This window comes from Pseudomonas sp. FP215 (assembly GCF_030687795.1).
Lineage (GTDB): Bacteria > Pseudomonadota > Gammaproteobacteria > Pseudomonadales > Pseudomonadaceae > Aquipseudomonas > Aquipseudomonas salmasensis.
Genome location: NZ_CP117447.1, coordinates 6,220,334 through 6,242,373, shown reverse-complemented (window position 1 = coordinate 6,242,373; position 22,040 = coordinate 6,220,334). Strand labels below are relative to the sequence as shown.

The 22,040-nt window shown below is 61.2% G+C and carries 23 protein-coding genes; 18 read left to right on the top strand and 5 right to left on the bottom strand.

Annotated features, from left to right (window positions below; translation table 11 throughout):
* The first annotated feature begins 191 nt into the window (after positions 1-191).
* The 11 genes from PSH76_RS28395 to madM all read left to right on the top strand — a co-directional run bounded on the left by PSH76_RS28395 (position 192) and on the right by madM (position 9,046).
* The gene (locus tag PSH76_RS28395) at positions 192-416 is read left to right on the top strand and encodes a DUF6124 family protein (protein WP_305493291.1); all 225 of its coding nucleotides are present in this window, start codon (positions 192-194) and stop codon (positions 414-416) included.
* 696 nt (positions 417-1,112) lie between these two features.
* On the top strand, positions 1,113-1,841 hold the full coding sequence (locus tag PSH76_RS28390; RefSeq protein WP_305493290.1) for a hypothetical protein: 729 nt from the start codon (positions 1,113-1,115) through the stop codon (positions 1,839-1,841).
* A gap of 83 nt (positions 1,842-1,924) precedes the next feature.
* A complete protein-coding gene (gene mdcA, locus PSH76_RS28385; RefSeq protein ID WP_138762077.1) occupies positions 1,925-3,595 on the top strand; it encodes a malonate decarboxylase subunit alpha in 1,671 nt (556 codons plus the stop codon).
* Positions 3,596-4,429 (top strand): triphosphoribosyl-dephospho-CoA synthase, encoded by an 834-nt coding sequence (locus tag PSH76_RS28380; protein ID WP_120247513.1) that lies wholly within the window; start codon positions 3,596-3,598, stop codon positions 4,427-4,429.
* Positions 4,429-4,728 carry a malonate decarboxylase subunit delta gene (locus PSH76_RS28375; protein ID WP_305493289.1) on the top strand — a complete coding sequence of 100 codons (300 nt, stop codon included), beginning with the start codon at positions 4,429-4,431 and terminating at the stop codon, positions 4,726-4,728. Before PSH76_RS28380 ends, PSH76_RS28375 begins: the two co-directional genes overlap by 1 nt.
* On the top strand, positions 4,721-5,563 hold the full coding sequence (locus PSH76_RS28370) for a biotin-independent malonate decarboxylase subunit beta (protein WP_138762078.1): 843 nt from the start codon (positions 4,721-4,723) through the stop codon (positions 5,561-5,563). Before PSH76_RS28375 ends, PSH76_RS28370 begins: the two co-directional genes overlap by 8 nt.
* Positions 5,560-6,330 carry a biotin-independent malonate decarboxylase subunit gamma gene (gene mdcE, locus PSH76_RS28365; RefSeq protein ID WP_138762079.1) on the top strand — a complete coding sequence of 257 codons (771 nt, stop codon included), beginning with the start codon at positions 5,560-5,562 and terminating at the stop codon, positions 6,328-6,330. Before PSH76_RS28370 ends, mdcE begins: the two co-directional genes overlap by 4 nt.
* A complete protein-coding gene (locus PSH76_RS28360) occupies positions 6,324-6,920 on the top strand; it encodes a malonate decarboxylase holo-ACP synthase (protein WP_305493288.1) in 597 nt (198 codons plus the stop codon). Before mdcE ends, PSH76_RS28360 begins: the two co-directional genes overlap by 7 nt.
* Complete coding sequence (mdcH, locus tag PSH76_RS28355) at positions 6,917-7,816, top strand: malonate decarboxylase subunit epsilon (RefSeq protein WP_305493287.1); 900 nt, start codon at positions 6,917-6,919, stop codon at positions 7,814-7,816. The genes PSH76_RS28360 and mdcH overlap by 4 nt, the downstream gene beginning before the upstream one ends.
* 67 nt (positions 7,817-7,883) lie before the next feature.
* A complete protein-coding gene (gene madL / locus PSH76_RS28350) occupies positions 7,884-8,276 on the top strand; it encodes a malonate transporter subunit MadL (RefSeq protein ID WP_032894763.1) in 393 nt (130 codons plus the stop codon).
* A 5-nt stretch (positions 8,277-8,281) separates the two neighbouring features.
* Complete coding sequence (gene madM / locus PSH76_RS28345) at positions 8,282-9,046, top strand: malonate transporter subunit MadM (protein ID WP_032897715.1); 765 nt, start codon at positions 8,282-8,284, stop codon at positions 9,044-9,046.
* A 532-nt stretch (positions 9,047-9,578) separates the two neighbouring features.
* Here madM and PSH76_RS28340 read toward each other — a convergent pair.
* Entirely contained in the window at positions 9,579-10,493 is a 915-nt protein-coding gene (locus PSH76_RS28340; RefSeq protein WP_032894764.1) for a LysR substrate-binding domain-containing protein, read from the bottom strand.
* Between the two features lie 145 nt (positions 10,494-10,638).
* Here PSH76_RS28340 and PSH76_RS28335 point away from each other — a divergent pair, with 145 nt between their 5' ends.
* Entirely contained in the window at positions 10,639-11,256 is a 618-nt protein-coding gene (locus PSH76_RS28335; protein WP_046069907.1) for a hemolysin III family protein, read from the top strand.
* On the opposite strand, the gene PSH76_RS28330 is transcribed toward PSH76_RS28335, so the two are convergent.
* Positions 11,237-12,160: a LysR family transcriptional regulator gene (locus PSH76_RS28330; RefSeq protein WP_032894765.1), complete on the bottom strand. Its 924-nt coding sequence runs from the start codon at positions 12,158-12,160 to the stop codon at positions 11,237-11,239. The genes PSH76_RS28335 and PSH76_RS28330 overlap by 20 nt on opposite strands.
* A 104-nt stretch (positions 12,161-12,264) precedes the next feature.
* Between PSH76_RS28330 and PSH76_RS28325 the strand changes: the two genes are divergently transcribed.
* The 4 genes from PSH76_RS28325 (at position 12,265) to PSH76_RS28310 (ending at position 16,155) form a co-directional block, all read left to right on the top strand.
* Positions 12,265-13,506 (top strand): D-amino acid dehydrogenase, encoded by a 1,242-nt coding sequence (locus PSH76_RS28325; protein ID WP_305493286.1) that lies wholly within the window; start codon positions 12,265-12,267, stop codon positions 13,504-13,506.
* Positions 13,507-13,624: 118 nt separating this feature from the next.
* Positions 13,625-14,866, top strand: a complete 1,242-nt coding sequence (locus PSH76_RS28320; protein ID WP_098950141.1) for a D-amino acid dehydrogenase — start codon at positions 13,625-13,627, stop codon at positions 14,864-14,866.
* Positions 14,867-14,876: 10 nt separating this feature from the next.
* Positions 14,877-15,227: a RidA family protein gene (locus PSH76_RS28315; RefSeq protein ID WP_032894771.1), complete on the top strand. Its 351-nt coding sequence runs from the start codon at positions 14,877-14,879 to the stop codon at positions 15,225-15,227.
* Positions 15,228-15,252: 25 nt separating this feature from the next.
* A complete protein-coding gene (locus PSH76_RS28310; protein ID WP_078468104.1) occupies positions 15,253-16,155 on the top strand; it encodes a transporter substrate-binding domain-containing protein in 903 nt (300 codons plus the stop codon).
* Positions 16,156-16,290: 135 nt separating this feature from the next.
* Here the strand turns inward: PSH76_RS28310 and PSH76_RS28305 are convergent, their stop codons facing one another.
* Positions 16,291-17,010 carry a 16S rRNA (uracil(1498)-N(3))-methyltransferase gene (locus tag PSH76_RS28305; RefSeq protein ID WP_032894775.1) on the bottom strand — a complete coding sequence of 240 codons (720 nt, stop codon included), beginning with the start codon at positions 17,008-17,010 and terminating at the stop codon, positions 16,291-16,293.
* Between the two features lie 137 nt (positions 17,011-17,147).
* Positions 17,148-18,554 (bottom strand): adenosylmethionine--8-amino-7-oxononanoate transaminase, encoded by a 1,407-nt coding sequence (locus tag PSH76_RS28300; RefSeq protein WP_032894777.1) that lies wholly within the window; start codon positions 18,552-18,554, stop codon positions 17,148-17,150.
* A 272-nt stretch (positions 18,555-18,826) separates the two neighbouring features.
* Here PSH76_RS28300 and PSH76_RS28295 point away from each other — a divergent pair, with 272 nt between their 5' ends.
* Together PSH76_RS28295 and PSH76_RS28290 are read left to right on the top strand one after the other, a co-directional pair.
* Positions 18,827-19,378, top strand: coding sequence for a cytochrome b (locus tag PSH76_RS28295; RefSeq protein WP_032894779.1), 552 nt, complete (start codon positions 18,827-18,829; stop codon positions 19,376-19,378).
* Between the two features lie 32 nt (positions 19,379-19,410).
* Positions 19,411-19,989 carry a YceI family protein gene (locus tag PSH76_RS28290; RefSeq protein WP_032894782.1) on the top strand — a complete coding sequence of 193 codons (579 nt, stop codon included), beginning with the start codon at positions 19,411-19,413 and terminating at the stop codon, positions 19,987-19,989.
* 157 nt (positions 19,990-20,146) lie between these two features.
* On the opposite strand, the gene PSH76_RS28285 is transcribed toward PSH76_RS28290, so the two are convergent.
* Positions 20,147-22,024, bottom strand: a complete 1,878-nt coding sequence (locus tag PSH76_RS28285) for a DEAD/DEAH box helicase (RefSeq protein ID WP_044271888.1) — start codon at positions 22,022-22,024, stop codon at positions 20,147-20,149.
* Between the last annotated feature and the right edge of the window lie 16 nt (positions 22,025-22,040).

Genomic DNA, 22,040 nt, shown 5'->3' with positions numbered 1-22,040 from the left:
CAACGCCCATAGCCATTCGACGGGCGTTTTTTATGCCTGCTGTACTCGTTATGGCGGCTGTGCGTGGGAGATTCTTCGGAGTCTGCCGGGGTCCGATATGCCCGGTCTTGCACACCTGCGTACAGCTGCCACCTTCATTCGTGTGCAAGCGGAGAGAGGGCAGCCTCCATCACATATCGGAGCTGTAAATCATGGTCAAACCTACGCCCAATCCACCGCTCTTCACCGTAAACCCCCACCAAGGCACCGAAACCCTGCTGGTCAATGCCAGCGAAACCCTGTCCTCGCTCAATGCGCTCACCTGCAACCTGGCCTTCGACCTGGACACTTTCCTGGGGATCCAGCAAATGGCCGAGCTGGGTCAGTTGTTGGTCGATAGAGCGCTGGAGCAAATCAGCCCATCGCCAGCAACTTGAACCGGTCCCAAAAAGGGACTGATCATTCCCTCTTTGGGACCGCTATCTAACCAACACCACCGACCCATGTGGGAGCTGGCTTGCCTGCGGCCATAGGTATCTACACAACTTTGTGGGTTGTAACAGCAGACGGTAACCACGATGCGAAGCGAGTCGCTCTTGATCTGCTTTTGATCTTAGGCGCCCCGTTAAACCACGCTGGCCGGAATTCGACAGGGATTTGGGGGGTAAACCGGCAGGGATGCCGGTTTAGCCGCCCCGCGCCATGGATGGCGCGTGGCGGCGGCCCCCCAAATCACTGGCGGATTACGGGCACACCGAGCCTAGGCGAGGTGCCGAGTGGTGGGGCAAGAGCCCTTTGGTTACTTTGGGGCTTTTCCAAAGTGACCCGCCGTCAGGGCGGAACCCTAAGTAGCCATTACCTAAATAACGGATATGTACTCAATCTAATCCCACATCCCGGTCGGCTGTCAGGCCGCTTTCGCGAGCAAGCCCGCTCCCACAGTTTGATCGCGGGGCGTCAGGTAGATAAGCATCGGCTATCCGGTCGTCACGGGAGCAAGCTCACTCACCACAGGTTCAGCGTCGTAACGAAATTGTGTAGATACCTATGGCCATCGCAGGCAAGCCAGCTCCCACATCAAGCTTTATGTGCTACGGCCGATAAGGAGGATTCAGTTTTAGGGATGGAGTGATGTGGGCGTGATGGAATTTCTTGGCGCAGTAGGCAACAGTTTTTCATTTCTCTACAACATGGTAACCGGCGCTTTGATCTTATGGGTCCTGACAGTGACCGCAACAGCGTCCGCAGTCAGGTCATTGGCTGAGGGGCGTGGTGCGCTATGGGGGGCCATGATTTCCACTGTAGGTGCAGTGATTATCCTACTGCTTATCCAGTTGATCGGTGTTCCCGAAGACACAACTAACGTTTTAAACAACTTCATCATCATGACCCTTGGAGGGCTGGGGTCCGGTCTGCTGGCTGTTGCACTCGTGACAAAGCCGAACGCGGTCGAGGCGTTGAAGTTCAAACGGGCGTTGTTCAACATCCTTGATTACGCCTTTGTTTGGTTATGGCTGTCCTCTTTGTCCATGATTTTTCTTTTCCTTATATCGAAGCTCTCTGGCCGCATAGTGGCAACTGATCATGCGCTCGGAATCATGCTTATCACCTTCTTGTTCACCTTTTTGAGCATTGTGCTGCTTGAGTGCCGTAACAAATTCGCTAAATGGGGAGAGTCGGTCGGACTGGGTCTATTTCTCATACTTGTTGTGCTCTTGGTGCTTTATGTAGGGACGCTTGCCTCGGTATGGTCCAAGGCACCGGGTTGGATACTGACGTTAAATAGTCTGGTGGCTTGCTCGATAGTGAGCACATCGCTGTATTACCGCAGGCGTGGCGCTGTACCGTTACTCCAGCCGTAACGATCCAGCACCCAGCTTGATTGATGCCTCTCCACATTCGCTCCTAAGGTACAGCCCACGACAGCAAACCCCGTGGAGCGACCATGACAACAACCATCACCCCCGACTCGCGCTGGACGCGGCGGCGCGACGAGAAGCAGCGGCGGCTCGGGCTGGTCAAAAAATACGCAGACGGTGCGGTGTTGCCCAGTGACAAGATCGTCGAGGCGCTTGAAGCCTTGATCCTCCCCGGCGACCGCGTGGTGCTGGAGGGCAACAACCAGAAGCAGGCCGATTTCCTCTCGCGTTCCCTGGCCAAGGCCGACCCGGCCAAGCTCCACGATTTGCACATGATCATGCCCAGCGTGGGCCGAGCCGAGCACCTGGACCTGTTTGAAAAGGGCATCGCCCGCAAGCTGGATTTCTCTTTCGCCGGCACCCAGTCCCTGCGCATCAGCCAGTTGCTGGAAGACGGCCTGCTGGAAATCGGCGCGATCCACACCTACATCGAACTCTACGCACGGCTGGTGGTGGACCTGATCCCCAACGTGGTGCTCTCCGCCGGTTTCATGGCCGACCGCGCCGGCAACATCTACACCGGCGCCAGCACCGAAGACAGCCCGGCGTTGATCGAGCCCGCCGCCTTCAGCGATGGCATCGTCATCGTGCAGGTCAACCAGTTGGTGGATGACGTCACCGATTTGCCCCGTGTCGACATCCCCGCAAGCTGGGTGGATTTCGTGGTGGTGGCCGACAAGCCGTTCTACATCGAACCGTTGTTCACCCGCGACCCACGCCATATCAAGCCGGTGCATGTGCTGATGGCGATGATGGCGATCCGAGGCATCTACGAAAAACACAATGTGCAGTCGCTCAACCATGGCATCGGCTTCAACACCGCTGCCATCGAATTGATCCTGCCCACCTACGGCGAATCCCTGGGTCTGAAAGGCAAGATCTGCCGCAACTGGACCCTCAACCCGCACCCCACATTGATCCCGGCGATTGAAAGCGGTTGGGTGCAAAGTGTGCATTGCTTCGGCACCGAACTGGGCATGGAAAACTACATCGCCGCACGCCCGGATGTGTTCTTCACTGGCAGCGATGGTTCGATGCGCTCCAACCGCATGTTCTGCCAACTCGCCGGCCAATACGCCGTGGACCTGTTTATCGGCGCCACCCTGCAAGTGGATGGCGACGGGCATTCCAGCACCGTGACCCGTGGCCGCCTCGCCGGTTTTGGTGGTGCGCCGAACATGGGCCACGACCCACGCGGCCGCCGCCATGGCACCCCAGCCTGGTTGGATATGCGCCACGACGATGCGCCAGAAGCCCTGCTTGAACGCGGCAAAAAACTGGTGGTGCAGATGGTCGAAACCTTCCAGGAAGGCGGCAAACCCACCTTCGTCGACACCCTGGACGCGGTGGAAGTGGCGCGCAAAAGCGGCATGCCCCTGGCGCCGATCATGATCTACGGCGACGACGTCACCCACTTGCTCACCGAAGAAGGCATCGCCTACCTGTACAAGGCGCGCTCCCTGGAAGAACGCCAGGCGATGATCGCCGCCGTCGCCGGGGTGACCGCCATCGGCATGCGCCACAACCCCAAGGACACCGCGCGCATGCGTCGCGAAGGCTTGATTGCCTTGCCCGAAGATTTGGGTATTCGCCGCACCGACGCCACCCGCGAGTTGTTGGCCGCCAAGAGCGTAGCCGACCTGGTGGACTGGTCCGGTGGCCTGTACAACCCGCCCGCCAAATTCAGGAGCTGGTAAATGCGCGCGCTCAAACTGCATGAACTCAGCCTCGCCGATCGCCTCGCGGATATGGCCGTTGATGCGCTGATCGATGAAGCCGACCTGTCGCCCAAGCCTGCGCTGGTGGACCGGCGTGGCAATGGTGCCCACAGCGATTTGCACCTGGGGCTGATGCACGCTTCGGCGCTGTCACTGTGGCCGATGTTCAAGGAAATGGCCGAGGCTGCGCTCGACATCGGCGAAGTCGGCCTGCCGTTGCGCGAAGCGCTCGGGCGTATTGGCCGTGAAGGCGAGCAAGCCATGCTTGCTACCACCCAGGGCGTGAACACCCATCGCGGTGCGATCTGGGCGCTGGGTTTGCTCACCGCTGCGGCGGCCTTGGAACCTCGTGCCATAACCCTGACCGCCGCCAAGCTGGCGCTGCTCAACGACCGCTACGCACCGCAACCCATGAGCCATGGCGCCCAGGTTGCCCAGCGCTACGGCGCACGCGGTGCCCGTGAAGAAGCCCAGCTTGGCTTCCCCTCGGTGACCCAACGCGGCCTGCCGCAGCTGCACAAAAGCCGCCGCGAAAATGCCGGTGAACAGAACGCCCGCCTGGATGCCTTGCTGGCGATCATGACGGACCTGGCAGACACCTGCGTGCTCTACCGCGCCGGTACCCAAGGCTTAGCCGCCATGCAACAGGGCGCCCAGGCCGTGCTCGACGCCGGTGGCAGCGCAACCCTCGCGGGGCGCCGCCAATTGCATGAGCTGGACCTGCAACTGCTGGCCTTGAATGCCTCCCCCGGTGGCGCCGCCGACCTGCTGGCCGCCTGCCTGTTTATCGACCGCCTCGACGGAGCGTTGTGATGGAAACCTTGTCCTTTGAATTCCCCGCCGGGCAGCCCCCCAAAGGCCGTGCGCTGGTGGGTTGCGTCGGCTCGGGCGACCTGGAAGTGCTGCTGGAGCCGGGCACGGCCGGCACCCTGACCATTCAGGTGCAAACCTCGGTCAATGGCGCGCAGCAACGCTGGCAGCACCTGTTCGAACGCATCTTCCAGGAGCAGACGCCGCCGGCCCTGAACATTGATATCCACGACTTCGGTGCCACGCCCGGCGTAGTGCGCTTGCGCCTGGAGCAAGGTTTCGAGGAGATCGGCCATGACTGACTTACTCGCCAAACACAGCTTTGTGGAGCTCGGTGCCCGGCAGCGCGCCAAGGCGTTGTTGGATGCGGGTACCTTCCGCGAGTTGATTGACCCGTTCCAGCGGGTAATGTCGCCGTGGCTCAGCCGCCAAGGCGTGGTGCCCCAGGCCGACGACGGTGTGGTGATCGCCAAGGGCAGCCTCGGCGCCAAGCCTGTGGTGATTGCCGCGATTGAAGGCAATTTCCAGGGCGGCAGCCTGGGTGAAGTCGGCGGCGCAAAAATCGCGGGCGCCTTGGAACTGGCCGCCGAAGACAACCGCAACGGCATCCCCACCTGCGCCGTGCTGCTGCTGGAAACGGGCGGCGTACGTTTGCAGGAAGCCAACCTCGGCTTGGCCGCGATTGCCGATATCCACGCGGCGATTGTTGACCTGCGCCAGTACCAGCCGGTGATCGGCGTGGTGGCCGGCAGTGTCGGTTGCTTTGGGGGCATGTCCATCGCGGCCGGGTTGTGCAGTTACCTTGTGGTCACTCGCGAAGCACGCCTGGGCTTGAATGGCCCGCAAGTGATCGAACAGGAGGCGGGCCTGGAGGAATACGACTCCCGCGACCGGCCTTTTATCTGGAGCCTTACCGGTGGCGAGCAGCGCTTCAACAGCGGCTTGGCCGACCGTTATGTGGCGGACGATGTGGCGCAGATCCAGCAGACCGTCAGCGCACTGTTGCAGCAAGGTGTGCCCGCACAACCTCGCAGCCGGCGCGCTGATTTCTACCTGGCGCGCCTAGCCGAACTGGACGCCACGGCGCAGATCGAGCCCGGCGCGGTTCGCGCGCTGTATCAGGGAGAACGCTCATGAGAGGCTTGCAGTGGTTCAACGCATTGAGCACCAACGCTACGCCCGTTGAGGGTTTGCCGGGCTCATTGAAAGTGGCGGACGGAGTATTGGGTGAACAGGCGGTGCGCTATATCGCCGTGGTTCCCGACCCGCACAACCGCTTCCCCCGTGCCCGTAATGGTGAAGTCGGCCTGCTGGAAGGCTGGGGCTTGGCCAAGGCGGTGGACGAAGCCATCGCCCGGGGTGACAAGCGGCCCATCATCGCTATCGTCGACGTACCCAGCCAAGCCTATGGCCGCCGCGAAGAAGCCCTGGGCATTCATCAGGCCCTGGCCGCCGCTGCTGACAGCTACGCTCGCGCCCGGCTTGCCGGTCACCCGGTGATCGCCCTGCTGGTGGGCAAGGCCATGTCCGGCGCGTTCCTGGCCCACGGCTACCAGGCCAATCGCCTGATCGCCCTGCGCGATCCTGGCGTGATGGTGCATGCCATGGGCAAAGCCTCGGCGGCACGGGTGACCTTGCGCAGCGTCGAAGAATTGGAAGCACTGGCCGCCAGCGTGCCGCCGATGGCCTATGACATCGACAGCTATGCCAGCCTGGGTTTGCTGTGGGAGACGCTGACAGTCACCCAGATTGAACAGCCCACGGCGGATGACGTGGCACGGGTTCGCGATTGCCTGGTGCAGGCGGTCAAGGACATCGGCAGTACCGACTTGAGTTCACGCCTCGGCGCGACCAACCGGGCTGCCTCCAGCCACGTGCGCCAGCTGTTGCGGGAGCAATGGTGAACGCCCACGACTTGCTCTGGGGCATGACCCTGGCGCATCTGCCTGCCGATGCCCCGGCCTGGGCGCGGGAGGCGATCCGTGCCGGGCATCCGGTAGTGGTGCGGCGCGCCATCGTCGAGCCGGGCCATGTGGCGGTCGGGGTGCGTGGGCGTTTGCGTGAGCAGCGTTTTGCCGCCCAGATGCCTGTAGCGGCGGTGCAACGGCGGGTGGCGCCGCAAGCCTTGCGAGAGGTGCTCTCAGCACGGGATTTACCGGCACTGCGGGCCCTCGATCAACTGCGGCCGGTGCTGGCGCAGCAAGACTGGGGCGTCAGCGGCAGTGCCGGGTTTGAATTGGCCAGTGGCATTGAAGCGCTGCATGCCAACAGTGACCTGGATTTGATTCTGTGCACGCCCAATCCTTTGGCTCGTAGCGAGGCGCAAGCGTTGTTGGCGATCCTGGACACCGCGCCCTGCGCCGTCGACCTGCAACTGCAAACCCCTTTCGGCGCCGTCGCCTTGCGCGAATGGGCCGGCCCCTCACGCCGTGTACTGCTCAAGACCGTCAGCGGTGCGCACCTTGTACTCGACCCTTGGCAGGCCGTGGCATGAGCAGCCTTCTGGTGTTTCCGGGGCAGGGCGCCCAACGCAGCGGCATGCTCCAGGCGTTGCCCGCCGACATTGTGCAAGAGGCCAGTGATGCCCTGGGTGAAGACGTTCGTCAGCTCGACTCGGCGCAGGCGCTTGAATCGACGAGGGCTGTGCAACTGTGCCTGTTGATCGCCGGCGTGGCCCATGCGCGGCAATTGGCGTGCACGCCGGATTACGTGGCGGGCCTGTCCATCGGCGCCTACCCAGCCGCGGTGATCGCCGGCTCCCTGGGTTTTGCTGATGCGATAAAACTGGTCAGCTTGCGTGGCGAATTGATGCAGCAGGCTTATCCACAGGGCTATGGCATGACCGCGCTGATCGGTCCTGATCTGTCCAGCGTCGAGGCCTTGCTGGCGGATATCCACAGCCCACAAATGCCGGTGTACCTGGCCAATATCAATGCCGACAACCAGACCGTCATCGCCGGCAGCAACGAGGCGATGAAGCGGGTTGCCGAGCGCATCAAAGGCAGCGGCGTCGCCAAGCGCCTGGCCGTCAGCGTGCCGTCTCACTGCCCGTTGCTGGAGCAACCCGCCCAGGCTCTGTTCCAAGCCTTCGTCCGACTCAAGGCGCCGCGCATCACCTACCTGAGCAGCACCCGCGCGCGACCTATCCACAACCCCGAACACCTGCGTGACGACCTGGCCTTCAATATGTGCCGCGTTGTCGATTGGCGCGGCACGGTGCAAAGCGCCTACGAGCGCGGTGTGCGCCTGCAAATCGAACTGCCTCCGGGCGCGGTGCTCACTGGTCTGTCACGCCGTGTTTTTGAACAAGGCACGGTGATCGCCTGCGAAGGCGCCCGCCTGGACACCTTGCAGGCCTTGCTGCAAGAGGAGGAGCGCCGCCACCGATAACGCAGTACCCAAGGCTTTCGAAGCACAAAAACAACAATTTCGAACGAGCACTTTGAGGACAACAACCATGATTATCTACGGTGTGGCTTTTTTGGCGTTCTGCACGTTGGCAGGGCTGTTTGTAGGTGAACTGCTGGGCAAGCTGCTGGGTATCCCGGCCAACGTCGGCGGGGTGGGTATTGCCATGCTGCTGTTGATCGGCCTGGGCAGCTACCTGAGCAAACGCGGCCTGTTTACCGGCAAGTCAGAGCAAGGCGTGAGTTTCTGGGCGGCGGTGTATATCCCGATTGTGGTGGCGATGGCTGCCCAGCAAAACGTGTATGGCGCCATCAGCGGTGGGCCGATGGCAATTCTGGCCGGAACCCTCGCCGTGGTGCTCGGCTTTGCCTTGGTGCCCGTGCTGGTGCGTATCGGTAACCGCGAGCCGGTTGCTCCTGTTCCCACCAAAGAAGCCGGGTGATCGCCATGTACGAATCGATGATGAAAGTGATCACCGGCTACGGCTTGATCAGTGGTTTCGCCGTGATCGGCCTGACCATGTGGGTGTCCTATTGGATCTCCGATACCTTCACCAAGGGCCGCCTGCATGGTTCGGCCATTGCCATTCTGCTGGGGTTGGCGCTGTCGTATGTGGGCGGTGCGTTTACCGGTGGTTCCAAGGGCGTGGTGGACATTCCGCTGTTGTCGGGCATCGGCCTGCTCGGTGGTGCGATGCTGCGGGACTTTGCGATTGTCGCCACGGCGTTTGGCGTGAGTGTCGATGAGCTCAAACGTGCGGGCTTCGTGGGTGTGTTGGCGCTGTTTGTCGGCGTGGGCTCGTCGTTCGTTGCCGGGGTAGGGGTGGCGATGGCGTTCGGGTACACCGATGCGGTGAGCCTCACCACCATCGGCGCCGGGGCCGTGACCTATATCGTCGGCCCGGTGACTGGCGCGGCGATTGGGGCCAGCTCCGAGGTGATGGCGCTGTCCATTGCCGCAGGGTTGATCAAGGCCATTCTGGTGATGGTGATGACGCCGTTCGTGGCGCCGCTGATCGGGCTGAACAACCCACGTAGCGCGGTGATCTTCGGTGGCTTGATGGGCACCTCCAGCGGCGTGGCCGGCGGCCTGGCGGCGACAGATCCGAAGCTGGTGCCTTATGGGTGTTTGACGGCGGCGTTCTATACGGCGCTGGGGTGCTTGCTGGGGCCGTCGTTGCTGTTTTTGCTGATGCGGGGGTTGGTGGGCTGACAGGTCGGGCCTCATCGCAGCATAGGTATCTACACAACTCTGTAGCGCTCAACGGTAACCACGATGCGAAGCGAGCCGCTCTTGATCTTGATCTGCTCTTGATCTTAGGCGCCCCGTCAAACCACGCTGGCCGGAATTCGACAGGGATTTGGGGGGTAAACCGGCAGGGATGCCGGTTTAGCCGCCCTGCGCCATGGATGGCGCGTGGCGGCGGCCCCCCAAATCACTGGCGGATTACGGGCACACCGAGCCCAAGCGAGGTGCCGAGTGGTGGGGCAAGAGCGTTTTGCTTACTTTTGCGCTGTTCAAAAGTGAGCCGCCGTCAGGGCGGAACCCGAGGTGGCCGTTACCTAAATAACGGATATGTACCCGGTCCAACTGTGTTGACTGTTAGGCCGTCTTCGCAGGCAAGCCAGCTCCCACAGTTGGATCGTGGGGTGTCTGGTAGATTGGCGTCGGCTGTCTAATCGTCACGGGAGCAAGCTCCCTCGCCACAGATTTAGCGTCGTGCCGAAGTTGTGCGATGGCGGCCTCAAACCTGGCGATTGGCATACATCCGACACTCCGCCAACAACGCCAGCAAGTTCGGATCGCGCTCTTTGGCTTTCAAAAACACCACACCGATCTGCTGCTGCAACCGATACCTGGGCTGCAGCGGTATCAGCTTCACGCGGTTCTCATACACCGCCGCGATCCGCCCTGGCAGCAGTGCATAACCCACCCCTGAACTGACCATGCTCAGCAAGGTGAAGATATCGTTCACCTGCATCGCCACCTTCGGTTCGAACCCTGCCTGATGGAACACTCGGTTGCCGTCCTGATGCGTGGCGAAGCCCTGGGTGAGGGTGATGAAGGTGGCATCGCGCACGTCGGCCAGGTCGATTTCCTGATTGCGGTCCAGGGGCGAATCGGCCGGGGTGGCGAGGAAGATGTCATCGCTGAAGAGCGCGATCTGCTCACAGTCGGGGTCGTGGGCGTGTTCGTCGAGGGAGATGAGGATCGCGTCCACTTCCATGTTCTTGAGCTTGTAGAGCAGGTCGAAGTTGGAGCCCAGGATCAGGTCGATATTGAGTTCGCTGCGCCGGATTTTCAGGCCCATGATCAATTGCGGCACGGTCTTGACCGTGAGCGAATACAGCGAGCCGAGCTTGAAGCGTTCGGCCGAGAACCCGGCGGCTTCGCGGGTCAGGCGCACGCTGTCGACCACATCCGCCACCAGTTTCTGCGCACGCTCTTCGAGCACGTAGGCGCTTTCCAGCGGGGTAAGGTTGCGCCCCTCGTGTTTGAACAGCGGGCAGCGCAGGGCATTTTCCAGGGAGTGAATGGCGCGGTGCACGCTGACATTGCTGGTTTGCAGCTCGGCGGCGGCGCGGGCCAGGTTGCCGGTGCGCATGAACGCCAGGAAGATCTCCAGCTTCTTGAGGGTGAATTCTTCGTCGATCAGCATGGCCTTGGGCTCTTGTTCGATTGCACTCGATTGTGCCCGTAAACGCCGCCGTCGTCGCCGGAACGTCACGTGCCGCTTGCACTCTGATGCGCAAGGCTGGACGCTTGTCCGCCTGTTCTTAAGGGTGACGGGAGGTCAGTGACAGATGTACCACGGGGAACGATTCAACGCCTGGAGCCATTTGCTCGGTGCAGTTGCGGCCTGTATTGGCGCCGTGTGGATGTTGGTGGTGGCGAGCCTGGACGGCAGCCCCTGGAAGATCGTCAGCGTGGCGATTTATGGCTTTACCCTGATGGTGCTGTACAGCGCGTCAACGGTGTACCACAGCGTGCAGGGCCGGCGAAAAGCGATCATGCAGAAGGTCGATCACTTTTCCATCTACCTGTTGATCGCCGGCAGCTACACACCGTTCTGCCTGGTGACCCTGCGCGGGCCGTGGGGCTGGACGCTGTTCGGGATTGTGTGGGGGCTGGCGGTGATCGGCATCCTGCAGGAGATCAAGCCGCGCTCGGAGGCGCGGATTCTGTCCATCGTGATCTACGCCGTAATGGGCTGGATCGTCCTGGTGGCGGTCAAGCCGTTGATGGCGGCGCTGGGCACGGCCGGTTTTATCTGGTTGGCGTCCGGTGGGGTGCTGTACACCGTAGGCATTATCTTTTTTGCCTTGGAGGATCGCTTGCGCCATTCCCATGGCATCTGGCATCTGTTTGTAATCGGCGGCAGCCTGCTGCATTTCGTGGCGATCATGCATTACGTGCTTTGAGCGCTGGCAGCTCCAGCAACTCGCGGGCCCGGCTGCCAAATATTTGCAGCAAGTGAGTGAACATATGCGGGGGTGGCGCACCGGCGCGGGTCAGGGCGTAGAGGGTGATGGGCAGCGGCGGGGTGAACGGGCGGATACAGGTGGTGGCCGTTGAGGCGCCGAGGGCCGTAAAAGGGTCGATCACGGCAAGGCCGGCACCGGATTCCACCATGGCGCGGGCCAAGGAGTAGGTCTGTACCGAGATCGTTACCCGAGGCGCGGGCTCGACATTCTCCAGGTAACCGGCGAGCTTTGCCGCCAACGGATCGGCGCTGGAGAGGCCAATCAACGGCGCGTCGGCCAGGTCCGCCAAGGGCAACGGCCGGTTCAACTCGGTTTCGGGCCAGAACCCCTTGGAAGCCAGCGCGACCAGCGCGCCGTTCGCCAGCACTTGGGAGGTCAACCCTGGATGGCCGGAGAAGTTGAGGGTCAGTGCCAGGTCGATTTCGCGTACCAACAGCTTTTGCACCAGTTCACTGCTGTGGTCGCTGGACAGCTCGCAGGCCATGTTCGGATAATCGCGTGTCCATTCCAGAATCGCCGGCGGCAGCAGTGAAAGTGCCAGTGCCGGGATCGCGCCAATGCGTATGCTTTGCCCAGGTTCGCGGCGCAAGCTTCTGGCCAGGCGCCTTACGCCTTGCAAGCTTTCGGTGACTTTCTCGACCTCGCCTTCCAGCGCCAGGGCTTCCGGCGTGGGTTGTAATTTGCCGCGCACGCGCAAAAACAACGGAAAACCCAGTTGCAATTCGGCGTGCTGCAGCACTTTGGTCACTGCTGGTTGCGACACGTGCAGCAACTGCGCGGCGCCGCTGACGGAGCCGGTCTGTCGGATCGCCTGGAAGATTTCGATATGACGTAGACGCATAAAGCCATAACCTTGGTTTATAAACGTCCTACTTTTATTCATTGTGCAAGCGTTGTCACTCACCCTTAGTCTCGATTTAGTTTCGTGACGTGTGAGGTGACACTTTGGCAAAGCAGGTTTGTATCATCGGTGGGGGCGTCATTGGCCTGACGAGTGCGTACGCGCTGGTGCGTGCGGGCATGGACGTCACGCTGATCGAGGGGCATAAAACCCTGGGGAGCGCCACCAGCTTCGCCAACGGGGGCCAACTTTCCTATCGGTATGTCACGCCACTGGCGGATGCTGGCATCCCACTTAAGGCGCTCGGCTGGCTACTGCGGGGCGAGTCGCCGGTTAAACTCAGGCCGCGCATGGACCCGCTGCAGTGGCGCTGGCTGACGTCTTTCCTGGGCGCCTGCCGCTCCTCGGTCAACCACACCAACTCTGAACACCTCCTGCGCTTGGCGGCCCTGAGTCAGCAGACGCTGGAAAGCTGGCGTCATGAGGATAAGCTCGAAGGGTTCAACTGGCAGCGTAACGGCAAGCTGCTGACCTTTCGCTCCTCCGAGAGTTTTGCCCAGGCCCGCCGTAAATTGAGCGACCCTTTACAGCAGCAAGTATTGTCGGCTGAGGACTGTCGACGGTTGGAGCCCTCATTGAGCCCAGGCACGTTCATCGGTGGCATTTACAACCCTACCGAAGAAGCGGCTGATTGCCACGGGTTTTGCCAGCGCCTGACCGATCATCTCCAAGCCTCCGGACGATGCCGATTCATGCTCGGGTGCAAGGTATTGAAGATCCACGAGGCCTTTGGTTCGGTGGTGGCCCTTGAGTTGCAGGATGAGGTGTTGCCGGTGGATAACCTGGTACTGGCCGCCGGACATAACAGCCAAAGCCTGTGCTTGCCGGCCCTGCATTTGCCGTTGTATCCGCTCAAAGGCTATAGCCTTACCGTGCCGATCGAAAACCAGCATACGGCGTTGAACATCAATGTTACCGACTATGACCGCCGTACCGTCTATGCCCGTATCGGTAAGCAATTGCGCATCGCGGCAATGGTCGACATCGTCGGGTTCAACAGTGCTCCGGCGCCCAAGCGGCTGGCGGTCATAAAACGTCTGGCCCGCCAGACTTTTCCTATGGCTGGGAACTATGACGCCGCTGTTGAATGGGCGGGTATGCGCCCGGCTACGCCCACGGGCCTACCGCTGATTGGCGCCACGGCGTATCGCAATCTTTGGCTCAACCTTGGCCATGGTGCCCTGGGGTTCACCCTCGCGTGTGGCAGTGGGCAAATATTGGCCGAAATGATTGACGCACAGTCAACGTCTATCGATACGCGGGCGTTTCTTCCCAAAGTGGCATGATCTATATGCAAAACTAAGCCTATAACCTTCGGTTATGGGCTGCCTTTCTTTATTCATTTCCGGCTGTATGCCTGATGCCCCTACGCTGAGCCCTCTTAATCAACAGCTGGGGGCTGGGATGGCCAGGCAGGTTTGCATCATTGGCGGCGGTGTCATCGGCTTGGCGAGTGCTTATGCGCTGGTACGAGCCGGCCATGAAGTGACGGTAATCGATGCGCGCGACAGTCTGGGCAGCGAGACCAGCTTCGCCAATGGCGGGCAGTTGTCCTATCGGTATGTCGCACCGCTGGCGGATTCCGGCGTGCCGCTGCAGGCGATAGGCTGGCTGTTGCGCGGTGACTCGCCCTTGAAGCTTCGCCCTCGCCTCGACCCCCAGCAGTGGCGCTGGATGGCGGCCTTTATCGGCGCGTGCCGGGGTTCGGTCAACCGGCGTAACGGTGCCCATCTTCTGCGCCTGGCTACCCTGAGCCAGAGCACGTTACAGCAGTGGCGCGAGGATGATCGCCTGGGCGGCTTCGACTGGCGGCGCAATGGCAAGCTGGTGATGTTTCGCAGCGCCAGCACCTTTGAACATGCGCGCGCCAAGGTCGCAAATTTCCTGCAGCAACAGGTGTTGTCGTCTGTTGAGTGCGCTCGCCTGGAGCCCGCATTGGCGGACGGCGGCTTTGTCGGCGGCATCTATACGCCGAATGAGGAGGTGGGGGATTGCCACGCTTTTTGCCGGCAGTTGGCGGCCCGTCTTGACGCGTCGGGGCGTTGCCGGTTCTTGCTCGGGCGCAAGGTCACCGGGTTGCGCCATGCTGGCGGTGCGGTACAGGCCATCGAACTGGGTGACGAGGTAATGCCGGTCGAGCAGTTGGTCCTCGCGGCGGGTTATCGCAGCGCTGAGTTGGCACTGCCGGGGCTGTCACTGCCCGTATATCCGCTCAAGGGCTACAGCCTGAGCGTGCCGATTGGCCCGCAACACCAGGCGCCGAACGTGAGCATCACCGACTACGACCGCAAGATCGTCTACGCGCGCTTAGGTGAGCAACTGCGGGTCGCGGCCATGGTGGATATTGTGGGATTCGATGCCGGCCTTGAGCCTTCGCGTCTGGCATTGATGAAGCGCCAGGCAGTAGAGACATTTCCTCTGGCAGGCGACTACCGGCACGCGGTCGAATGGGCGGGCATGCGCCCAGCCACGCCAACGGGCGTGCCGCTGATTGGTGCCAGCCGCTATCGCAACCTGTGGCTGAACCTGGGGCACGGTGCCCTTGGCTTTACCTTGGCCTGTGGTAGCGGCCAACTGCTGGCCGAGTTGATCGACCAGCGCACCCCTTCCATTGATATGCAGGGCCTGACGCCCCGCGCCGCTTGAGGATGCAGCCATGACCATTACCCGAATTAATAGCAACGAACGACTCAGCGGTGCCGTGACGTTCAAGGACCTGGTGTTCCTTTCGGGCCAGGTCCCCGGCGACGGCCTGGATGTGGCCACCCAGACCGGGGAAGTGCTGGCCAGGATCGACACGCTGCTGGCCGAGGCGGGCAGCGATAAGGACCATTTACTCAACGCGACGATTTACCTGAAGGACATCGGTACCGGTTTTGCACCGATGAATGAAGTCTGGTCCGCATGGCTCTCGCCAGGCATGGCGCCCACGCGCACCACCCTGCAGGCAGAGCTGGCACGGCCGAATGTGCTGGTGGAAATCAGCGTGATTGCAGTACGTAAATAACCTCAAAGACCAACGGAGAATAACAATGAAAAAAATCCTGTTGACCGGCTGCGCGCTGGGGCTTTTGTTGAGCGCACAGGCCCATGCAACCGAAGCGCCGCTGGAGGGCACCTTGAGCAAGATCGCCAGCGCCAAGTCCATCACCCTGGGCTATCGCGATGCGTCGGTGCCGTTTTCCTACGTGGGGGATAGCAGTGGCAAACCGATGGGTTACTCGGTGGATCTGGCAAACAAGATCGTCGAACGCATCCAGCAAAAAACCGCAGTGGGCGACCTCAAGGTGAAGTACAACCTGGTGACGTCCCAAACCCGCATCCCACTGGTGCAGAACGGCACTGTGGATTTGGAGTGCGGCTCCACCGGCGTGACGGCTGAACGGCAGAAGCAGGTGGCGTTCTCCTACGGGTTTATCTACGTAAAGGGCCAGTTGCTGACGGCCAAGGACAGCGGGATCAAAGGCTTTGCCGACCTTGCGGGCAAGAATGTGGTGACCACCGCCGGCACCACCAATGAGCGCTTCCTCAAAAGTTATAACGCTGAACACAAAGCCAATATGTTCGTGATCAGTGCCAAGGACCATGGCGAAGCGTTCAAGATGCTCGAGACTGGCCGGGCCGTAGCGTTCTATATGGACGACGCGTTGCTCTACGGCGAGCGCGCCAAGGCCAGGGACCCGCATCATTGGGTGGTGGTGGGCGAGGAGCAATCACGGGAGATTTACAGCTGCATGGTGCGCAAGGATGACCCGCAGTTTCTGGCGGTGGTCAACCAAACCCTGGGCGATCTGTACCGCTCGGGAGAGATCAACGGGATTTACCAACGCTGGTTCGAGCAGCCGATTCCGCCCAAGGGCTTGAACTTGGAGTTCCCGATGACCAGCGAGTTGAAGGCGATCATCGCCAAGCCGGTGAGTGACCCGGTGGAGTGAAACGTTGATAACCCGATCACACTGTGGGAGCTGGCTTGCCTGCGATAGCGGTGGTTCAGGCAGTTAATCTGTAACTGACAGACCGCTATCGCAGGCAAGCCAGCTCCCACATTTGATTGGGTTTGCAGGGTGAGCTTAGAAGTCGCCCCAAAGTTGCTGGGCGACTGCCAGCGCGACTACAGGCGCTGTCTCGGTACGCAACACCCGCGGGCCGAGGCGGGCGGCGTGGTAGCCGGCGCCCTGGGCGGTCTCGACTTCATTGTCGGTCAGCCCACCTTCGGGGCCAATCAAGAATGCCAGGCTGGAAGGCTTGGCGTGGCTGATCATCGGTTCTGCCACCGGGTGCAGCACCAGCTTCAAGTCCGCCTCGGTTTGCTTGAGCCAGTCTGCCAGCAAGAGCGGTGGGTGAATCACCGGCACCGTTGAGCGCCCACATTGCTCGCACGCGCTGATTGCTACCTGGCGCCAGTGCAGCAAACGCTTGTCGGCGCGTTCATCCTTGAGGCGCACTTCGCAGCGGTCGCTGAAGATCGGTGTGATCGCGTTGACGCCCAGTTCAGTGGCCTTCTGGATCGCCCAATCCATACGCTCGCCCCGGGACAGGCCCTGGCCGAGGTGAATGTGCAGGGGAGATTCGGCCTGGCCGGCAAAGCTTTCCGTGAGTTGCACGGTGACGCGTTTTTTACCGACTTCCAGCAAGGTGCCACGAAATTCCTGGCCAGAGCCGTCGAACAATTGCACGGCATCGCCCTCAGTCATGCGCAACACACGGCTGATGTAATGCGCCTGGGCTTCGGGCAATTCGTGATCACCGAGGCTCAGCGGGGTGTCGGTGAAAAAGCGGGACAGTCTCATGTCTGTTCTCTGCAGAGGTTGTTTATGTAGGAGCGAGGGGGACGTCTAGTTCTTGCTCGCGAAAAATGTACATCCGACGCAGCGGTGCGCCTGGAATGCCTTCGCGAGCAAGCTCGCTCCTACAAGGATTTGGGCAATCAGCCTGGGTCGCGGAAGCCTGGGTGAAAATCTTTCGGCACCGACACGCTGACCTTGCTGTTAGTGGCGATATCGATGCCTTCGCTGGCCACCTCGGCCAGAAAGTCGATCTGTTCGGGTGTAATCACATACGGCGGCAGGAAATACACCACGCTGCCCAGCGGCCGCAACAATGCACCACGTTCCAACGCGTGCTCGAAAACCTTCAAACCACGGCGCTCCTGCCACGGGTAGGCGGCCTTGGTGGCTTTGTCCTGCACCATCTCGATGGCCAGCACCATGCCGGTCTGGCGCACTTCGGATACGTGAGGGTGGTCCACCAAGTGCGCGGTGGCGGTGGCCATGCGCTGGGCCAGGGCCTTGTTGTTCTCGATGACGTTGTCTTCTTCAAAGATATCCAGCGTCGCCAACGCCGCCGCACAGGCCAGCGGGTTGCCGGTGTAGCTGTGGGAGTGCAGGAAGGCACGCAGTGTGGGGTAGTCGTCGTAGAAGGCGCTGTAGACCTCTTCGGTGGTGACCACGGCGGCCAGCGGCAGGTAACCGCCGGTAAGGGCCTTGGACAGGCACAGGAAATCCGGGCGGATGCCGGCTTGTTCACAGGCGAACATGCTGCCGGTACGGCCAAAGCCCACGGCGATCTCGTCGTGGATCAAGTGCACGCCATAGCGGTCGCAGGCTTCGCGCAGCAGCTTGAGGTACACCGGGTGGTACATGCGCATGCCACCGGCGCCCTGGATCAGCGGCTCGACGATCACGGCAGCGACGGTGTCGTGGTGCTCGGCCAGGGTCTGTTCCATGGCCAGAAACATGTTGCGCGAATGTTCTTCCCAGCTCATGCCTTCGGGGCGCAGGTAGCAGTCCGGGCTCGGCACCTTGATCGTGTCGAGCAGCAGCGCCTTGTAGGTCTCGGTAAACAGCGGCACGTCACCCACCGACATCGCGGCGATGGTTTCGCCGTGGTAACTGTTGGTGAGGGTGACGAAGCGCTTTTTATTCGGCTGGCCGCGGTTGAGCCAGTAGTGAAAGCTCATTTTCAGCGCCACTTCGATGCAGGACGAACCGTTATCGGCGTAGAAGCAGCGGGTCAGCCCTTCGGGCGTCATCGCGACCAGGCGCTCGGACAGCTCGATCACCGGCTGATGGCTGAAGCCGGCGAGGATCACGTGCTCCAGTTGATCGACCTGGTCCTTGATGCGCTGGTTGATACGCGGGTTGGCGTGGCCGAATACGTTGACCCACCAGGAACTGACGGCGTCGAGGTAGCGCTTGCCTTCGAAGTCTTCCAGCCATACGCCTTCACCGCGTTTGATGGGCACCAGCGGCAGTTGCTGGTGGTCTTTCATCTGGGTGCAGGGATGCCACAGCACCGCGAGGTCGCGTTGCATCCACTGGTTGTTCAAGCCCATCGGTGATCTCCTCGAAGCGGTCCTGCGGCCGGCGCAGGCGAAACAATCGCGCAAGCCTATGCAATGGTGGCTTGGCTCACAAGCCATTGTGGGGAAATTCGCGGTAAATGCAGGACGGTCTGTCACGTTTCTTGGGAATAGTCTTAATCCCTTGTTAATTTATTATGCATAGCCTCTTTATCGTATTTCTCGATATTTCAAAGCAAAATTTTCCGCTTTAATTCGATAGGTAAAGCGCTAGTCTTGGGCACAGTTCTTACGGGATTAAGTACATGCAGCTACGCAATTCGCCGGCCCGCTATGGTTGGGTCAGCATGGTTCTGCACTGGGGCGTCGCCCTGGTGGTGTTCGGTTTGTTTGCCTTGGGCTTGTGGATGGTCGGCCTCGACTACTACAGCGCTTGGCGCAAAGATGCGCCCGACTTGCACAAAAGCATTGGCATCACGCTGTTCGCCATCATGCTGGTGCGGATCGTCTGGCGCCTGGTCAGCCCGCCGCCACCACCGCTGACCAGCTATAGCCGCATGACGCGGATCGGTGCCGCATTTGGGCACGCATTCCTTTATGTTGGGCTGTTTGCCGTGATGATTGCCGGTTACCTGATTTCCACCGCAGACGGTGTCGGTATCCCGGTGTTTGGTCTGTTTGAAATTCCTGCCGTGGTTTCCGGTCTACCGGACCAGGCAGATACCGCCGGTTGGGTGCACCTGTACCTGGCCTGGGTGTTGGTGGTCTTCGCCGGCTTGCACGGCGTGGCGGCACTGAAACACCACTTTATCGATCGTGATGCGACCCTTACGCGAATGCTGGGACGCAAAGCCTGATGTTCAACCTCGACTCACAAGGAATAGAAAGCATGTTGAAAAAAACACTCGCTGCGCTGGCAATCGGTTCTGCCCTGCTGTCCGCAGGTTCGGCGATGGCCGCTGACTACAAGATCGATAAAGAAGGCCAGCACGCCTTCATCGATTGGAAAATCAGCCACCTGGGCTACAGCTACATCCACGGTACCTTCAAGGACTGGGATGGCACCTTCAGCTGGGACGCAGCCAAGCCTGAAGCCAGCAAAATCGCGGTCGACGTGAAAACCGCCAGCCTGTGGTCCAACCACGCAGAACGTGACAAGCACATCGCCAGCAAAGACTTCATCGATGTGGCCAAATTTGCCGATGCCAAGTTCGTGTCTACCGCCGTCAAATCCACTGGCGAAAAGACAGCTGATGTGACTGGCGACCTGACGTTCCACGGTGTGACCAAGCCTGTGACCTTCAAGGCCACCTTCAACGGTGAAGGCAAGGATCCATGGGGCGGCGAACGTGCCGGCTTCAACGCCAAGACCACGATTGACTTGAACGACTTCGGCGTGAAAGGCCCAGGCCCGACTTCGCAGACTGTCGACTTGGACATCTCGCTGGAAGGCGTGAAGCAGAAGTAATTTCTGCCTACACACAAAAAACCGGATTCTGAGATCCGGTTTTTTTGTGTCTGAAATGCAGTCAATGTGGGAGCTGGCTTGCCTGCGATGCAGGCACCTCGGTACATCAGGTGCACCGGGTTGATGCCATCGCAGGCAAGCCAGCTCCCACAGAAAATCAGCGGTTGCGAGTCAGCAGCGCTGGTTTCTCACCACGAGGACGGCCTGGCAGTTGGTCCAACTGCTCAGGTGTCGGGAAGCGATCTGCTTTGGACTCCTTGTGGATGATCTTCGGCGCCGGGCCACCGCGCGGGTTTTGTACCGCAGGCTCGGACGAACGAGGCTGATCGTCACGGGCCGGGCGGCGGTTGTTGCTGCGCGAGTCTTCGCGACGGGCCTGGCCGTCACGCGGTGCGCCATTACGCGGGCCGCTGCGCTTGGCAGGCGGGGTACCGGTGGTGCCGCCGCTGCTGTTGCGCGGGGCGTTCTGACGACCGCCCTGTGGCTGGCCGCTACGTGGAGCGCCTGCGCCCTGGGCCGGAGCCCCTGGACGACGGCCACGGCCCTGGGCCGGTTTGGCTTGGGGCACGTAGTCGACGCGATTACCGAAGTTATCGATATCGTCGTCAAGGAACTCGTCCGGGGCACGGTCGGCCGCGGCGCGTGGTGGCTGGCTCGGCTGGCGCTGTTCGCGGGCCGGGGTGCCTTCACGGGGCTTCTGCTCACGGGCCGGGCGTTCGCCACGGCTGCTGGTTGCGGATTTTTCCTTGCCCTTGTCCTTGCCTTTGTCGCGCCGACCACCGCCACCACCGCCGCCGTTCGGGCCATCGCCTTTGGGGCCGCGTGGGTTGCGTGGGTTACGCACGTCTGGGCGTTCGCGCGCTTCTGGCTTCTCGGCCTCCACGGCGCTGGCATCGAAGCCCATCAGGTCGCCGTCGGCGATTTTCTGCTTGGTCATGCGTTCGATGCTTTTCAGCAGTTTTTCTTCGTCCGGCGCGACCAACGAAATGGCCTCGCCCGAACGACCGGCACGGCCCGTACGGCCGATACGGTGCACATAGTCTTCATCGACGTTTGGCAGCTCGAAGTTGACCACGTGTGGCAACTGGTCGATATCCAGGCCGCGTGCGGCGATATCGGTGGCCACCAGGATACGCACGGTCCCAGCCTTGAAGTCGGCCAGGGCTTTGGTGCGTGCGTTCTGGCTCTTGTTGCCGTGGATGGCAACGGCGGTGAGGCCGTGCTTGTCCAGGTACTCGGCCAGGCGGTTGGCGCCGTGCTTGGTGCGAGTGAACACCAGCACCTGTTCCCAGGCACCGTGGGTGATCAGGTGCGCCAGCAGCGAGCGCTTGTGGCTGGCGGCCAGGCGGAACACGCGTTGCTCGATACGCTCGACCGTGGTGTTCGGTGGCGTGACTTCGATGCGCTCGGGGTTGTGCAGCAGCTTGCCAGCCAGGGCAGTGATGTCCTGGGAGAACGTTGCCGAAAACAGCAGGTTCTGACGTTTGGCCGGCAGGCGGGCGAGGACCTTTTTCACGTCATGGACAAAGCCCATGTCGAGCATGCGGTCGGCTTCGTCCAGCACGAGGATTTCCACGTGGGACAAATCGACGCTGCCTTGGCCGCACAGGTCGAGCAAGCGACCCGGGCAGGCTACCAGCACGTCGACACCACGGGACATGGCCTGAACCTGTGGGTTCATGCCGACGCCGCCGAAGATGCAGGCGCTGACGAACTTCAAGTCGCGGGCATACAGCTTGAAGCTGTCGTGCACTTGGGCTGCGAGTTCGCGGGTTGGGGTCAGGACCAGTACACGCGGTTGGCGCGGGCCGTGACGTTGGGATTTGTCCGGGTGACCGTTGGGAAACAACCGCTCCAGGATCGGGAGGGCGAAACCGCCGGTTTTACCAGTACCTGTCTGAGCCGCGACCATCAGGTCGCGACCTTGCAACACGGCGGGAATGGCCCGCTGTTGCACCGGAGTAGGCTCGGTATAGCCCGCTGCCTCGATGGCGCGGACTAAAGCCTCGGAGAGACCGAGGGAAGCAAAGGACATGAGTAATCCTGTTTTA

What these genes read in the sequence shown, in the direction of transcription:
- PSH76_RS28395 (WP_305493291.1), top strand. Translation starts at nt 192, where the DNA reads ATGGTCAAACCTACGCCCAATCCACCGCTCTTCACCGTAAACCCCCAC.
- mdcA (WP_138762077.1), top strand. Translation starts at nt 1,925, where the DNA reads ATGACAACAACCATCACCCCCGACTCGCGCTGGACGCGGCGGCGCGAC.
- PSH76_RS28380 (WP_120247513.1), top strand. Translation starts at nt 3,596, where the DNA reads ATGCGCGCGCTCAAACTGCATGAACTCAGCCTCGCCGATCGCCTCGCG.
- PSH76_RS28375 (WP_305493289.1), top strand. Translation starts at nt 4,429, where the DNA reads ATGGAAACCTTGTCCTTTGAATTCCCCGCCGGGCAGCCCCCCAAAGGC.
- PSH76_RS28370 (WP_138762078.1), top strand. Translation starts at nt 4,721, where the DNA reads ATGACTGACTTACTCGCCAAACACAGCTTTGTGGAGCTCGGTGCCCGG.
- mdcE (WP_138762079.1), top strand. Translation starts at nt 5,560, where the DNA reads ATGAGAGGCTTGCAGTGGTTCAACGCATTGAGCACCAACGCTACGCCC.
- PSH76_RS28360 (WP_305493288.1), top strand. Translation starts at nt 6,324, where the DNA reads ATGGTGAACGCCCACGACTTGCTCTGGGGCATGACCCTGGCGCATCTG.
- mdcH (WP_305493287.1), top strand. Translation starts at nt 6,917, where the DNA reads ATGAGCAGCCTTCTGGTGTTTCCGGGGCAGGGCGCCCAACGCAGCGGC.
- madL (WP_032894763.1), top strand. Translation starts at nt 7,884, where the DNA reads ATGATTATCTACGGTGTGGCTTTTTTGGCGTTCTGCACGTTGGCAGGG.
- madM (WP_032897715.1), top strand. Translation starts at nt 8,282, where the DNA reads ATGTACGAATCGATGATGAAAGTGATCACCGGCTACGGCTTGATCAGT.
- PSH76_RS28340 (WP_032894764.1), bottom strand. Translation starts at nt 10,493, where the DNA reads ATGCTGATCGACGAAGAATTCACCCTCAAGAAGCTGGAGATCTTCCTG.
- PSH76_RS28335 (WP_046069907.1), top strand. Translation starts at nt 10,639, where the DNA reads ATGTACCACGGGGAACGATTCAACGCCTGGAGCCATTTGCTCGGTGCA.
- PSH76_RS28330 (WP_032894765.1), bottom strand. Translation starts at nt 12,160, where the DNA reads ATGCGTCTACGTCATATCGAAATCTTCCAGGCGATCCGACAGACCGGC.
- PSH76_RS28320 (WP_098950141.1), top strand. Translation starts at nt 13,625, where the DNA reads ATGGCCAGGCAGGTTTGCATCATTGGCGGCGGTGTCATCGGCTTGGCG.
- PSH76_RS28315 (WP_032894771.1), top strand. Translation starts at nt 14,877, where the DNA reads ATGACCATTACCCGAATTAATAGCAACGAACGACTCAGCGGTGCCGTG.
- PSH76_RS28310 (WP_078468104.1), top strand. Translation starts at nt 15,253, where the DNA reads ATGAAAAAAATCCTGTTGACCGGCTGCGCGCTGGGGCTTTTGTTGAGC.
- PSH76_RS28305 (WP_032894775.1), bottom strand. Translation starts at nt 17,010, where the DNA reads ATGAGACTGTCCCGCTTTTTCACCGACACCCCGCTGAGCCTCGGTGAT.
- PSH76_RS28300 (WP_032894777.1), bottom strand. Translation starts at nt 18,554, where the DNA reads ATGGGCTTGAACAACCAGTGGATGCAACGCGACCTCGCGGTGCTGTGG.
- PSH76_RS28295 (WP_032894779.1), top strand. Translation starts at nt 18,827, where the DNA reads ATGCAGCTACGCAATTCGCCGGCCCGCTATGGTTGGGTCAGCATGGTT.
- PSH76_RS28290 (WP_032894782.1), top strand. Translation starts at nt 19,411, where the DNA reads ATGTTGAAAAAAACACTCGCTGCGCTGGCAATCGGTTCTGCCCTGCTG.
- PSH76_RS28285 (WP_044271888.1), bottom strand. Translation starts at nt 22,024, where the DNA reads ATGTCCTTTGCTTCCCTCGGTCTCTCCGAGGCTTTAGTCCGCGCCATC.